Origin of the sequence: Anoxybacillus sp. CHMUD, from assembly GCF_013096965.1 — a bacterium.
Classification (GTDB): Bacteria; Bacillota; Bacilli; order Bacillales; family Anoxybacillaceae; genus Anoxybacillus; species Anoxybacillus kestanbolensis_A.
Genome location: NZ_SDLG01000003.1, coordinates 118,561 through 131,421, shown reverse-complemented (window position 1 = coordinate 131,421; position 12,861 = coordinate 118,561). Strand labels below are relative to the sequence as shown.

The following is a 12,861-nucleotide window of genomic DNA, read 5'->3' as shown; positions in this document are numbered from 1 at the left end:
ATGATGATGTTTTTTTTACGCAAGGCGATTGATTATAAGTTAAACGACAATATTCCGTTATCGACACCAATTGATGACGTTGTTTTTACAGTTTTTGATACAGAAACGACGGGATTTCATGTGGCGACAACGGATCGGTTAATCGAAATCGGTGCGGTGCAAGTAAAAGGAACGAACGTGCTGGAGAACGAGACGTTTCATACGTATGTGAACCCAAATCGTGATATTCCACCCGTTATTGTTGAACTGACGAATATTACAAAGGAAAAAGTTCAGCATGCGCCGATGGCAATTGAAGCATTGCAACAATTTTTCCAGTTTGTTGAACAAAAACAAAGTGTATGCTTTGTCGGTCATTACATTTCATTTGATTTATTTGTGATGAAACACGAATTGCGCCGTGAAAAAATGAAATTTCACAAGCCGACATTTATTGATACGCTCGATTTAATCGGCTTTATTGCACCGTCATATGATATGCGCGATTTAGAGCGATATGCCCAAGCGTTTGGCACACGTATGTATGAACGTCATTCGGCGATCGGTGATGCGCTTACGACTGCGTATTTATTTGTGGAGCTATTAGAACAATTTCGCCTGCGCGGTTATCGAACGTGGGGAGAACTGTTGCGCGCCACAGATAGCCAAATGCGGTCGTTGTCATTTTAACGGGGAGAGCCCCCGTTTTCTTTTTTTACCCACCTAGGAGAGGCAAGACGTGATCGTTTGCATGACAATGTCCTACTTGCTTGTTTTTTTATTTTAAAATATAATACATTTAGAATTTTTTTAATTTTAAAATGAATGATCATTCATTCACTAAAGGGGTGGGGAAGATGAATTTAGTTTCACGGTTACAGCAAATTGCTACGGAGAAGCCAAATAAGCAGGCGTATATGTTTGAGCAAACGTCTGCAACGTACGGTGAATTAAACGGAGCGATTATGAAGTTTGCGAGCGGGCTCGCAAAGCTTGGAGTAAACAAAGGGGATCATGTGGCGCTTTTGCTAGGCAATTCACCGTATTTTATCGTCAGTTTGTATGGTGCCATGCGTGCAGGGGCGACAGTCATTCCGATTAACCCAATTTATACGGCGGATGAAATTCATTACATTTTAGCGAACGGCGATGTAAAAGTTGTCATTGCGCTTGATCTTGTCATTCCGACGCTTATGAAGCTTGACGGACGCTTGCCAAATGTCGAGCACATGATCATTTGTGAAACACCGCAAGGAAAAGAACATGGAATCGTTTTGCCTGAAAAAATGAAATCGTTTACAAATGTGCTGGCGATAGGTGATGTTCCGTTCTTCGGGCCAGAGCTTCACGATGATGATGTGGCGGTCATTTTATATACATCAGGAACGACTGGAAAACCAAAAGGAGCGATGTTAACGCATAAAAATTTATACCGTAATGCCCAAGATGTCGCGGACTACTTAAAAATTAATGAAGATGATCGCGTCATTGCAACGTTGCCAATGTTTCATGTATTTTGTTTAACGGTTGCGCTCAATGCGCCGCTTATGAACGGCGGAACGGTGCTGATTCTCCCGAAATTTAGCCCAGCGGAAGTGTTTAAAGTAGCGCGTGAACAAAAAGCGACGGTGTTTGCAGGCGTACCGACGATGTATAACTTTTTATATCAGTATCCAGACGGAAAAGCGGAAGACTTTGCACATATGCGTCTATGCATTTCAGGCGGTGCGTCAATGCCTGTTGCATTATTGAAAAACTTTGAGAAAAAATTTCATGTCATCGTTTCCGAAGGGTACGGTTTATCGGAAGCATCACCGGTGACTTGTTTTAATCCGCTCGATCGTCCGCGTAAACCGGGATCGATTGGGACGAGCATTATGAACGTGGAAAATAAAATTGTGAACGAATTAGGAGAGGAAGTGCCGGTCGGCGAAGTAGGTGAACTGATCGTACGCGGTCCGAATGTGATGAAAGGATATTATAAAATGCCGGAAGAAACGGCGCATACGATTCGAGATGGATGGCTGTATACAGGCGATTTAGCGAAAATGGACGAAGAAGGATATTTTTACATTGTTGATCGAAAAAAAGATATGATTATTGTTGGGGGATACAACGTATATCCGCGCGAAGTGGAAGAAGTGCTGTATAGCCATCCGGACGTTGTTGAAGCTGCGGTCATTGGTGTGCCTGATCCGAATTTTGGTGAAGCGGTAAAATGTTATGTCGTAAGTAAAAATAAACAATTGACAGAACAACAGCTGATTGCTTATTGTAGCGAACATTTGGCAAAATATAAAGTGCCAAGTTCAATCGAATTTTTAGACGAGTTACCAAAAAATACGACAGGAAAAATTTTAAGACGCGCGTTAAAAGAGCAAGTCATTTCTCAAAGCGGTGCGATGTAAGCACCGTTTTTTTTATTTATTTTTTTATAATTTACTTGATATTTAGAAAATATATTTGTATAATTTAACGCATAAAAGCATAACAGCAAAAAAGTAAGGGGGATACGAATGAAGTGGTTGAAAACGTGTGGAGCGCTGCTGCTTGCCGGTGGTGTGCTAGCAGGATGCGCTGGAGAGAAAACGACGAAAGAAACGAGTGGGGAAAAAGAAAAAACATATAAAGTCGGCGTGACGCAAATTGTTGAACATCCATCGCTTGATGCGGCGTTTAACGGATTTAAAAAGGCGCTTGAAGAGAAAGGATTAAAAGTCGAATACGATGTGCAAATTGCGCAAGGAGATATGAACAATAACCAAACGATCGCCAACAACTTTGTGGCAGATGGCGTCGATTTAATTTTCGCCAATTCAACGCCGAGTGCGCTTGGTGCATTAAATGCAACGAAAGATATTCCGATCGTTTTTACGTCTGTGACGGATCCGGTTGGCGCGAAACTTGTACAGTCGATGGAACAGCCGGGCGGAAACGTGACAGGAACGACAGACACACATCCAGATGCGATTCCAAAAACGGTGCAATTTATTGATCAATTTGTCGATGGGAATCGCGTCGGGATGATTTATAACGCTGGTGAACAAAACTCCGTCGCGCAAGTGGATGCGGTGAAAAAAGCGATGGAGGGAACCGATTTAACGATCGTACCTGTGTCGGTGTCGACGTCGTCGGAAGTGAAGCAAGCAGCGGAATCGTTAGTCGGCAAAGTAGATTGTTTTTATGTTATTACAGACAATACTGTTGTTTCTGCACTTGAATCCGTCATTCAAGTTGCAAACGATCAAGACATCCCGCTTTTTGTTGGGGAGTTAGATTCGGTCAAACGTGGTGGTTTTGCGGCATACGGATTTGACTATTATGATATTGGCTACGAAGCGGGTGTGATGGCAGCTGACATTTTAGAAGGGAAGAAAAAGCCATCGGAACTTCCGGTGCAATATCCACAAAAATTAAAACTTGTCATTAATAAAAAAGCGGCAGAAGAGATGGGGATCACGTGGCGTAGTGAATGGGATAGCATGGCGGAATTTATTGAATAAAAAGGATGGATCGTATGATTACAGCATTGTTTAGTTCTGTCGAAGCAGGATTGTTATATGCGCTTATGGCGCTTGGTGTGTATATATCGTTTCGCATTTTAGATTTTCCTGACTTGACGGTGGACGGAAGTTTTGTGACGGGAGCGGCCGTTGCTTCCGTCCTTATCGTCGCTGGCGTCAATCCGTTTATTGCTTCGCTTGCAGCGCTTGGGGTGGGTTTTTTCGCAGGATGTATGACAGGTCTTTTGCATACGAAAGGGAAAATTAATCCGTTATTGTCAGGCATTTTAATGATGATCGCTTTATATTCGATTAATTTGCGCATTATGGATAAACCGAACGTCCCGCTTTTGCAACAAGAAACGGTCATGACGATCATTACGAAAGCGTTTCAACGTTTCGACCAAGCGTTGGCAACGGTTATTCCTTTCGTTCCGAAAACGTGGGGAATTGTCGTTTTTGGGATGTTGTTAGTTGTTATAGTGAAAGTTGTTATTGACTTATTTTTAAAAACAGAAGTCGGCTTGGCGCTTCGCGCAGTTGGTGACAATAAAAAAATGATTGCTAGTTTTTCAGGCAATACCGATCGTTTAACTATCATCGGGCTTGGCTTGTCAAACGCACTTGTCGCATTTTCAGGGGCGTTGATTGCACAATATAGCGGTTTTAGCGATATCGGCATGGGGATCGGCATGATCGTCATCGGTTTAGCGTCGGTCATTATTGGGGAAGCGCTATTTGGGGCGAAAACGATTGTACGGGCGACGCTTGCTGTCATTTTAGGGGCGATCGTATATCGCATAGTCATTACGCTTGCGTTGCGTGTCCAATTTTTAGAAACAGGTGATGTAAAGCTCATTACTGCCTTCATCGTCATTTTAGCGCTCGTCGTTCCGCAAATGATCGCGGCGCGTGCTGAAAAACAACGAAAAGCGAGAAAGCGGGGTGCAGCGGTTGCTTCAACTCAAGCAGATTACGAAAGTGTTTAACGAAGGAACGCTCGATGAGAAAGTGGCATTAAAACATATTGATCTCTCGCTTCAGCCAGGCGATTTTGTCACCATCATCGGAAGCAATGGGGCAGGAAAATCGACGTTGATGAATATTATTTCAGGAAGACTTGTCCCTGATACCGGTGAAGTGATGATTGACGGGAAAGATGTGACGACGATGAGCGAACATGATCGCGCCCGTTACATCGGTCGGGTCTTTCAAGATCCGATGGCAGGAACTGCACCGAATATGACGATTGAAGAAAATTTAGCGATAGCCTATAACCGAACAACAAAGCGGACGCTTCGTTTCGGCGTGACGAAAAAGCGGCGTGAATTTTTTAAAGAAGCGCTTGCAACACTTCAGCTTGGGCTAGAAAATCGTCTGCATGCGAAAGTGGGGTTATTATCTGGTGGAGAACGGCAAGCGTTATCACTTTTAATGGCGACGTTTACGCAACCGCATGTGCTCCTGCTTGACGAGCATACGGCAGCATTAGACCCTGCACGTGCTCAATTAATTACCGATTTAACAAAACAAATTGTTGAAACAAATCACCTAACGACATTAATGGTGACGCATAATATGGAGCAAGCCGTCCAATTAGGAAATCGGCTCATTATGATGGATGGTGGGCAAATTATTTTTGAAGCAAGTGGAGAAGAAAAGAAAAAGTTGACTGTTGAAGTGCTTCTCCAAGAGTTTCAGCGCATTCGCGGTAGCCAATTTGCGAGCGATCGCGCTGTGCTTGTATAAAAAAATCCCCGAGTTACATCGGGGATTTTAATGTGTGAACGATTTGTCGTAATGATGCGATCGTGTTTGGTAGTTGTTCAAGCGATATCGGTCGGCTAAAGTAAAAACCTTGTAGCTGTTCGCACTGTTTTTCGATTAAAAATTGCGCTTAATGTAGATTCGTGACGTAGGCGGATGGTTCTCCACTTCGAGCTCCTCCTTTTATATAGAAAAATAGAATATATGTCTATTATTGTCGAAAGATGTTGGTTTTTCAATACTTATAAGTTTACCCATCCACTTTGGATTTGCACGATCCATTCGATGCTTTTTTGATAAGTGGCGAATGCTTCAGGTGTAGGGATGTTTAGTGCCTTCGCTAATTGTTTCGTTTGCTCGTTATCGTTTGTTTCGAGTGAGAGAACGAGCTCAAATAAAGAGGAATACAGTGGATGACGCCCCTCTAATGCTTGTTGAATAATTTCATCGACATGCAGCTCTTCCAATACGTCATGCAAAGACCGATCCAATAGTAGATGGAAAGAAGAACAGATGCCCATAAAAAACAGCATCTCTTTTTCATCACTTAAACCAATGAAATGAGCAAGTTGTTCAAGTGTTTTCGCTCTTAATAAGCTGTTGACAATGACCTCATTTTTGAACGGCTCGTTCGGCTGTTGAAATGCGAGAACGGTCAACCAGCTTTTTAAATGATTTGTTCCAAGCAAAATCGCCGCATGACGAATCGATTTAATTTTTGGGGAAGAAGATAAGAAAAAAGAATTTACTGTTTTGAGTAAACGATAAGTTAATGAAGGATCGTGTTCAATCGTTTCAACAAGTTCTTCAAAATTTAATTCGTTTTTATTTAATTGTTTTAACAAAGAGAAATAGGAATTGTGCGACATTTTTGGAAGAGATTTCTCTCTCACGACAATTGGCTTACTAAAAAAATATCCTTGGAAATATACGAACCCGTTTCGCATTGCCTCGTCTAATTGTTCGCTCGTTTCAATTTTCTCTGCAAGTAAATGAATATGGTGAGATTTAATGACAGAATCGTATAGCTTATAATTATTGGGTTGAGAAAAATCGATCTTAATAATATCGATATAAGGAAATAAAGGAATGTATTGGTCTAAAAAGATGAAATCATCTAACGCAATCATATATCCTTCTTTCTTTAACTCTTTGCAAATTTGTAAGAGCTCATATGAATATGGAATCGTTTCAAGTATTTCAACAACGATTAAATTTTTTGGGAAATGAAACGGGATTCGCTTTTTTAATAACGTTTCTGTGAAGTTAATGAAACACCGAGTTCCGTTCGTTAGTTTGTCAATTCCAATGTTCATAAAGCTATTGATTAGCACGTCCATTGTCGCTTTATTTCCGTCTAACGCGTCATAAAAGTTTTTTTCTCCGCTTCGGTAAAACAATTCATAAGCAACGACCTCGTAATTTTTGTTAAAGATAGGTTGTCTTCCTACAAAAATATCCATGATGTTCCCCCGAATGATAAAATTATAAAAGATGACTGAACTTTGCAATTAACTGTGAACGACGTTTGACATCCAGTTTTTGAAACACATGGTTAATATGATTTTTAATCGTATGTTTGCTCAAAACGAATTCGTCCGCGATTTCTTGATTGCTGTACCCTTTTAGTAAAAGGAAAAATATTTGCCTCTCCCTTTCTAATAGTTGTTCAACTTCTTGGGAGAGTTGTTGCTCGCTATATTTTTTTTGAATGATAAGCGTGAGTATTTCAATTAAGCATTCGACGTACATATGATTGTCTGGATGGTATGGATGGGAAATAAGCAAACGAACAGAACTATCGTTTGTGCCTGTTTGAATAGGATAAACGACCCATGACGTTGAATTGTAATGTACTATAGTCGTCTCTGACATACTAAAAATATGCCGCTTAATCATAGATTCGTTTTTATAAAAAAATATTTGACATCTTCTGATGAGCAGCTCGAGAAAATGAACGAGTCGTTTTAAATAAGTTTGTACAGTCCAATGGAGCGTCTCCTTTCTATATAGATAAGAAAAAAGCGATCCGAAGTGTTTAGCTTCTTATCGCTACATTAACATATTTGTTTTTTGTTAACAATAAATTCATCACATTCACAATTTTGGCATCCCACTTTGTCCCGCTTTCTTTTAATAAAGTTTCAATTGCTTCCATTTTACTTTTACTTTTTCGATACGGTCTAGATGAGGTCATAGCATCGAATGCATCTACGGCTGAGATGATTTTTGCTAGCAAAGGGATCTCATCTTGTTTCAAACGGTTAGGATATCCTGTTCCGTCTACATGTTCTTTATGAAATCGAATGGCGTTTAACAATTCTTCATTTTCCGTTCTTAATGTCGTTTTGGCTATAAAGTAGCTAATGTTTGGATATTGTTAAAATTCATCTTTAGATAAAGGTTCTTTTTTTAATAAAATATAGATAGGTATACCTAATGATAAAAAGTCATATACGTCATGCTCATTTTTTTCTTTTTATTAGGACACGATTTTCCTAGTGTATTTTAAGAATACAGAAAGGAATAGAAGAATAACGATCAGCCAAGAGATGACGATGTAAAAAGTTTTAGAAACATTTGTTTATATTAAAAAGCACATGATCGACGTATAACAACATATGACCCGCGCGCTGATGGTACGTTTTGCACGAGCATAAACGTCCACGAATCCACCGTCTTGTTGTGGTTACGTAAAACGAAGAAAGGTTTATTTGACTACCATTATAGTTTCTTTTTAGGAACTTTTCAATAAAAAAATCCAAAAAAGAAACAAAACATGAAGGGAGTGGTGAATGTGAATGATATAAAAGCGATCATTAGCGAGAGAATTAAGCAACGTTTAAAACAACTCAATTTAAAGCAAAAAGATTTAGTAGAACAAACAGGTCAGTCTAAGAGCACGATTAATAAAATTGTGAATGGGACGGTAACCCCGCGTGTAGATTTGCTTATTCCGATCAGTAGAGTGCTAGATGTATCTATCGATTGGCTCGTTGCAAATGAAAAGGAAGTGGAACATGGAGGGAAAATGGAAGAGGAAATTATAAATATGTTGCGACAAGTGGATGAAAAGAAAAAAGTACGTACTTATTTTATTATTTTGTATATTTTAGTATTGCTAAATGATAAAAAAAAATAGTAAAGTGATGCGGATAGTTGAAAAGGGGTCCCGTTATTTTTGGGACTCCAAAGTAAAGCGCTCGATTAATTGTTGCAGCTGCACAGCGATGCGAGCAAGCTGTTTGGCGGATGCATCAAGCTGTTTAGAAATATTCGTTTGTTCATCGACTGAATGCGTCGCCTGAACGATTTCAGCTTGTACATCTTTAGCCGTTTCAACAATGTTTTCAAGCGAAGCAGTCACTTGTTCCACGCCAGCTGACATTTGTTCTGTTGCCGCTGATATTTCTTGAATTTCTTCCGATACGACATCTGTTTTTTGGACAATTCGTTCGAAAGCTTGCGCAGTGTTCGTAATGATTGCGCTGCCTTCTTTTATATCTTCCGCTCCTTGTTTTGTGACTTCTGACACTTCTTTTACTTGATGTTGGACATGCCCGATGAGCTCGTTTACTTGTTTCGTCGCTTCATCTGCTTGTTCAGCTAACTTTCACACTTCTTCGGCGACAACAGCAAAGCCTTTTCCTGCTTCTCCAGTACGTGCTGCTTCAATCGCTGCATTTGATGCGAGTAAATTCGTTTGCGACGAGCTGTTGCAAAAACGCTACTTCAAAATCAACGCCGACGATCCCTAAAATTCATTTGTTGTCGGATCGATGAGCGGCAAGGTGAGCGCGTAAGCAGCACGTCTTTGCCGTCAATTGCATACGTGTATGGCTCAAATAAAATGGGCTTTTTCGTTTGTTTTGGTACTAAATATAATCTCCGTTCCCTTCTTTATCGTAGTCACGGCTCGCTTCAACGATAATTTTTCCATCGCTGCGGACGACGTACGGAACGAAGCGGCCTGTCCCGTCGTGCGCTTCTTTGTTCACGTAGTTTTCATCTTTTCCATCGAGTGCGTTTGGTTCCCATAGCGTATAAATGCCTAATAACTGCTCATTTCTTCTGAATTAGAAAAAAAGACTCATTCTTATTCATCATACAAAGGGAACGAAAAAAGAGGCTATTTCGCCTCTTTGAGAATACGTTTATACACTTTCTCTTTATCAAACCCTTTTTCGCCCATGCCGAATGTGTCAATGACGCGGTTGTTTTCGTCTAAAAAGTATGTGAGCGTTGTATGAATAAGCATGCCGTTGCCGGGATCGCGGTATAAGAAGTTAAACGCGTCAGCTACTTTTTTTGTATCTTCTTCATTCCCACGTAAAAAAATCCATCCTTCGTCATCGCTTTTTACTCCGAACATGTTCGCATATGTTTGCATCACTTGTTGGGTGTCGCGTTTCGGATCGATCGTAATCGTAATAAATTCAACTTTCGTTTTAAACAAACCGTCTTTTTCGAGCTGTTCTTTTAATTGTTTCATTTGAAATGACGTACTTGGACAAATGTCTGGGCAGTTTGTGTACACAAACTCGAGTAGACGTACTTTCGGTTCCATGTTATTGAATGAATACGGTTTTCCCCACGCGGTTTCCATCGTCACGTCTTTTGGAAACTCCATTTGATCTTGGCGGTAGTAAGAAAAATAAAAGATGCCTATACCAATACAAATCGCAAGTAAACTAAAAAAGCCGATATATAGTTTTCTCAACGTGTATCCCTCCCACTTTCATCATACATAATCAACGTGTCAATGAGGAGAATGGGACGTGACAATTATTTGAATTTTTTCGTTGTTCTAAATGGCAAATGAAAAACTAAACTAATAGTAATCATGGACAAGGGGGAAGGGCAATGAGAAAAATCGCTTTTTGGACGTTGTTCCTTTACGCAACGTATGCGCTCTTTTTTGCGTTTTATTTATTTCAATGGACGGACTCATCCATTCCAGCACAATATAAAGGAACGAGCGCTGATCCTGCGACGTTTTTAACGAAGAAAGAATTAATGCTTGCTGAACAGTTTTCGGAAGTAAAAAACTTTTTATTTTTTTTATCTGTTCCATATGAGTGGGTCATTTATATTTTTGTGTTGTTGTTTGGTTTGTCAGCCCGTTTTCAACAGTGGGCGGAGGCGACGACGAAACGGAGGTTTATGCAAACGGCGATTTACGTCTTTTGGTTATCGCTTCTTGTACAAGTCGTGACGTTTCCGCTTAGCTATGCAAGTTACTACATGGCGAAAATGTATCATATTTCAACCCAAACGTTTTCGAGTTGGATGCGTGATGAACTGATTGATTTTTGGGTGAACTATGCGATCATGGTTGTCATTGTGTATGTATTATATACGCTTATGCAAAAATTCGAAAAGCGATGGTGGGTGTATGCGTGGCTTTGTTCCATTCCGTTTACGCTTTTTTTAACGTTTATTCAGCCAGTTTTTATCGATCCGCTTTATAACGATTTTTATCCATTAAAAAATAAACAGTTAGAAGCAAAAATTTTAGCGTTAGCTGAGAAGGCAAACATTCCAGCCGACCACGTATTTGAAGTGAACATGTCGGAAAAAACGAATGCGTTAAATGCTTATGTAACGGGCATTGGCGGCAATTCGCGCATCGTGTTATGGGACACGACGCTTGAGCGGTTAAGCGAAGATGAAATTTTATTTATTATGGCGCATGAAATGGCGCATTACGTCATGAAACATATTTATTGGGGAATTGGGTTATATATTGTTGTGACATTTGTCGGATTGCTGTTGACGAATCGATGGATGAAGCGTATGATGAAACGATTTGGGACACTTTGCCGCATTGAAAAATGGAATGACCTTGCTTCTTTACCGATGTTTTTACTATTGATTTCGCTATTAAGTTTTGCGGCAAGCCCTGCGATGAATGCTATTTCCCGTTATGAAGAGCATGCGGCGGACAAGTATGCGATTGAACTGACGAAAAATAAAGAAGCAGCGATCTCGACGTTTCAACAGTTGACTCGCTCTAGTTTAAGCCAAGTGCATCCACCTTATCTTGTCAAACTGTTTCGTTACAGTCATCCGACCATTTTAGAGCGCATTATTTTTTTAGAACAAAAGTAGGAAAGGTGAAATTTTTTTGAAAAAAATTCATAAAAATACTTTCTTTTCTGAAAATTGTGTTATATAATAAAAACGTCGAAAGGAAAATGTGTATTATAACAAGAAGGGTGGGAGATGTATCAAAGCTCGTACATAGAGAAAAGAGCGTCACAACTTTTTTGGGGGTCATATGTACGGAAACAGAGGGGTTACGATAAAAAAATTAAGGGGGAGAGAGCATGTTTGAAGAACGTGTGAAACAATTAGAAGAAAGTTGGCAATTGGATGAACGGTGGAAGGGCATTACGCGCCCGTATAGCGCAGAGGATGTCATTAAGTTGCGCGGTTCGCTTGATATTGAATATACGCTAGCGCGTCGCGGAGCGGAAAAGCTTTGGAACTTATTAAATACGGAAGATTACGTACATGCGCTTGGGGCGTTAACAGGAAATCAAGCGGTGCAACAAGCAAAGGCTGGTTTAAAAGCGATTTATTTAAGCGGTTGGCAAGTGGCGGCAGATGCGAACTTAGCCGGTCATATGTATCCGGACCAAAGCTTATATCCAGCAAACAGCGTGCCGCACGTTGTAAAGCGCATTAATCAAGCGCTTCAACGGGCTGATCAAATTCAATATGTGGAAGGAAAAGAAGATATCGACTATTTCTTGCCGATCGTTGCCGATGCGGAAGCAGGATTTGGCGGCCAATTGAACGTCTTCGAACTGATGAAAGCGATGATTGAAGCAGGAGCAGCTGGCGTCCACTTTGAAGATCAATTGTCTTCAGAGAAAAAATGCGGCCATTTAGGCGGAAAAGTGTTGCTTCCAACGCAAACAGCGATTCGTAACTTAATTGCGGCGCGACTTGCGGCAGATGTCATGGGTGTCCCAACCGTATTAATTGCGCGCACAGACGCGAATGCAGCTGATTTAATTACAAGCGACATCGACCCGCGTGATCAACAGTTTATTACAGGTGAGCGTACGCCAGAAGGCTTCTTCCGTACGCGTGCCGGCTTAGACCAAGCGATTGCGCGCGGATTGGCATATGCACCGTATGCTGATTTAATTTGGTGCGAAACGAGCGAACCGAACTTAGAAGAAGCGCGTCGTTTTGCGGAAGCGATTCATGAAAAATTCCCGGGCAAATTGCTTGCATACAACTGCTCGCCTTCCTTCAACTGGAAGAAAAAGTTGGACGACGAAACGATCGCCAACTTCCAAGTGGAGCTCGGAAAAATGGGCTACAAATTCCAATTCGTTACGTTGGCTGGTTTCCACGCCCTCAACTACAGCATGTTTATGTTAGCGCACGGCTATCGCGATCGCGGCATGGCGGCTTACTCCGAATTGCAACAAGCGGAGTTTGAGGCAGAAAAATATGGCTACACAGCTACACGCCATCAACGTGAAGTCGGAACAGGTTACTTTGACGAAGTATCGCTTGTCATTACGGGCGGTCAAGCATCAACTGTGGCGCTAAAAGGCTCGACAGAAGAAGAACAATTTACAGGTGCATAAAA

At 40.8% G+C, this 12,861-nt stretch carries 13 protein-coding genes and 1 pseudogene; 8 read left to right on the top strand and 6 right to left on the bottom strand.

Annotated features, from left to right (window positions below; genetic code table 11):
- Window positions 1–6: 6 nt before the first annotated feature.
- The 5 genes from ETB99_RS03065 to ETB99_RS03045 all read left to right on the top strand — a co-directional run bounded on the left by ETB99_RS03065 (window position 7) and on the right by ETB99_RS03045 (window position 5,231).
- Window positions 7–669 (top strand): 3'-5' exonuclease, encoded by a 663-nt coding sequence (locus ETB99_RS03065; RefSeq protein ID WP_077427754.1) that lies wholly within the window; start codon window positions 7–9, stop codon window positions 667–669.
- Window positions 670–836: 167 nt separating this feature from the next.
- Complete coding sequence (locus ETB99_RS03060) at window positions 837–2,387, top strand: fatty acid--CoA ligase family protein (protein WP_171699880.1); 1,551 nt, start codon at window positions 837–839, stop codon at window positions 2,385–2,387.
- A gap of 108 nt (window positions 2,388–2,495) precedes the next feature.
- The gene (locus ETB99_RS03055; protein ID WP_077427750.1) at window positions 2,496–3,482 is read left to right on the top strand and encodes an ABC transporter substrate-binding protein; all 987 of its coding nucleotides are present in this window, start codon (window positions 2,496–2,498) and stop codon (window positions 3,480–3,482) included.
- Between the two features lie 14 nt (window positions 3,483–3,496).
- Window positions 3,497–4,471, top strand: a complete 975-nt coding sequence (locus ETB99_RS03050) for an ABC transporter permease (RefSeq protein WP_171699879.1) — start codon at window positions 3,497–3,499, stop codon at window positions 4,469–4,471.
- A complete protein-coding gene (locus ETB99_RS03045; protein ID WP_035019732.1) occupies window positions 4,437–5,231 on the top strand; it encodes an ABC transporter ATP-binding protein in 795 nt (264 codons plus the stop codon). Before ETB99_RS03050 ends, ETB99_RS03045 begins: the two co-directional genes overlap by 35 nt.
- A gap of 260 nt (window positions 5,232–5,491) precedes the next feature.
- On the opposite strand, the gene ETB99_RS03040 is transcribed toward ETB99_RS03045, so the two are convergent.
- From ETB99_RS03040 to ETB99_RS03030, 3 genes are all read right to left on the bottom strand, one after another.
- Window positions 5,492–6,712, bottom strand: coding sequence for an EAL and HDOD domain-containing protein (locus tag ETB99_RS03040; RefSeq protein WP_171699878.1), 1,221 nt, complete (start codon window positions 6,710–6,712; stop codon window positions 5,492–5,494).
- A gap of 22 nt (window positions 6,713–6,734) precedes the next feature.
- Window positions 6,735–7,124: a response regulator transcription factor gene (locus ETB99_RS03035; protein ID WP_253263528.1), complete on the bottom strand. Its 390-nt coding sequence runs from the start codon at window positions 7,122–7,124 to the stop codon at window positions 6,735–6,737.
- A gap of 163 nt (window positions 7,125–7,287) precedes the next feature.
- The gene (locus tag ETB99_RS03030) at window positions 7,288–7,569 is read right to left on the bottom strand and encodes an HD-GYP domain-containing protein (RefSeq protein WP_216366055.1); all 282 of its coding nucleotides are present in this window, start codon (window positions 7,567–7,569) and stop codon (window positions 7,288–7,290) included.
- 477 nt (window positions 7,570–8,046) lie between these two features.
- On the opposite strand from ETB99_RS03030, the gene ETB99_RS03025 reads away from it, so the two are divergent.
- On the top strand, window positions 8,047–8,391 hold the full coding sequence (locus ETB99_RS03025; protein WP_309138129.1) for a helix-turn-helix domain-containing protein: 345 nt from the start codon (window positions 8,047–8,049) through the stop codon (window positions 8,389–8,391).
- A 33-nt stretch (window positions 8,392–8,424) separates the two neighbouring features.
- Here ETB99_RS03025 and ETB99_RS14910 read toward each other — a convergent pair.
- The 3 genes and pseudogenes from ETB99_RS14910 to ETB99_RS03015 all read right to left on the bottom strand — a co-directional run.
- Window positions 8,425–8,961, bottom strand: a pseudogene (locus ETB99_RS14910) (methyl-accepting chemotaxis protein); the annotation flags it as partial.
- A 163-nt stretch (window positions 8,962–9,124) separates the two neighbouring features.
- The gene (locus tag ETB99_RS15150) at window positions 9,125–9,247 is read right to left on the bottom strand and encodes a hypothetical protein (RefSeq protein ID WP_256368117.1); all 123 of its coding nucleotides are present in this window, start codon (window positions 9,245–9,247) and stop codon (window positions 9,125–9,127) included.
- A 131-nt stretch (window positions 9,248–9,378) separates the two neighbouring features.
- Window positions 9,379–9,969, bottom strand: coding sequence for an SCO family protein (locus tag ETB99_RS03015; protein ID WP_077427738.1), 591 nt, complete (start codon window positions 9,967–9,969; stop codon window positions 9,379–9,381).
- A gap of 143 nt (window positions 9,970–10,112) precedes the next feature.
- Here ETB99_RS03015 and ETB99_RS03010 point away from each other — a divergent pair, with 143 nt between their 5' ends.
- Both ETB99_RS03010 and aceA read left to right on the top strand, forming a co-directional pair.
- Entirely contained in the window at window positions 10,113–11,360 is a 1,248-nt protein-coding gene (locus tag ETB99_RS03010) for a M48 family metallopeptidase (RefSeq protein WP_128999823.1), read from the top strand.
- 218 nt (window positions 11,361–11,578) lie between these two features.
- The gene (gene aceA, locus ETB99_RS03005) at window positions 11,579–12,859 is read left to right on the top strand and encodes an isocitrate lyase (RefSeq protein WP_077427734.1); all 1,281 of its coding nucleotides are present in this window, start codon (window positions 11,579–11,581) and stop codon (window positions 12,857–12,859) included.
- The last annotated feature ends 2 nt before the right edge of the window (window positions 12,860–12,861 follow it).

Bases quoted from the DNA above. Each gene is read 5' to 3' on its own strand.
- aceA (WP_077427734.1), top strand. From the start codon at position 11,579: ATGTTTGAAGAACGTGTGAAACAATTAGAAGAAAGTTGGCAATTGGAT.
- ETB99_RS03050 (WP_171699879.1), top strand. From the start codon at position 3,497: ATGATTACAGCATTGTTTAGTTCTGTCGAAGCAGGATTGTTATATGCG.
- ETB99_RS03065 (WP_077427754.1), top strand. From the start codon at position 7: ATGTTTTTTTTACGCAAGGCGATTGATTATAAGTTAAACGACAATATT.
- ETB99_RS03010 (WP_128999823.1), top strand. From the start codon at position 10,113: ATGAGAAAAATCGCTTTTTGGACGTTGTTCCTTTACGCAACGTATGCG.
- ETB99_RS03040 (WP_171699878.1), bottom strand. From the start codon at position 6,712: ATGGATATTTTTGTAGGAAGACAACCTATCTTTAACAAAAATTACGAG.
- ETB99_RS03035 (WP_253263528.1), bottom strand. From the start codon at position 7,124: ATGTCAGAGACGACTATAGTACATTACAATTCAACGTCATGGGTCGTT.
- ETB99_RS03060 (WP_171699880.1), top strand. From the start codon at position 837: ATGAATTTAGTTTCACGGTTACAGCAAATTGCTACGGAGAAGCCAAAT.
- ETB99_RS03055 (WP_077427750.1), top strand. From the start codon at position 2,496: ATGAAGTGGTTGAAAACGTGTGGAGCGCTGCTGCTTGCCGGTGGTGTG.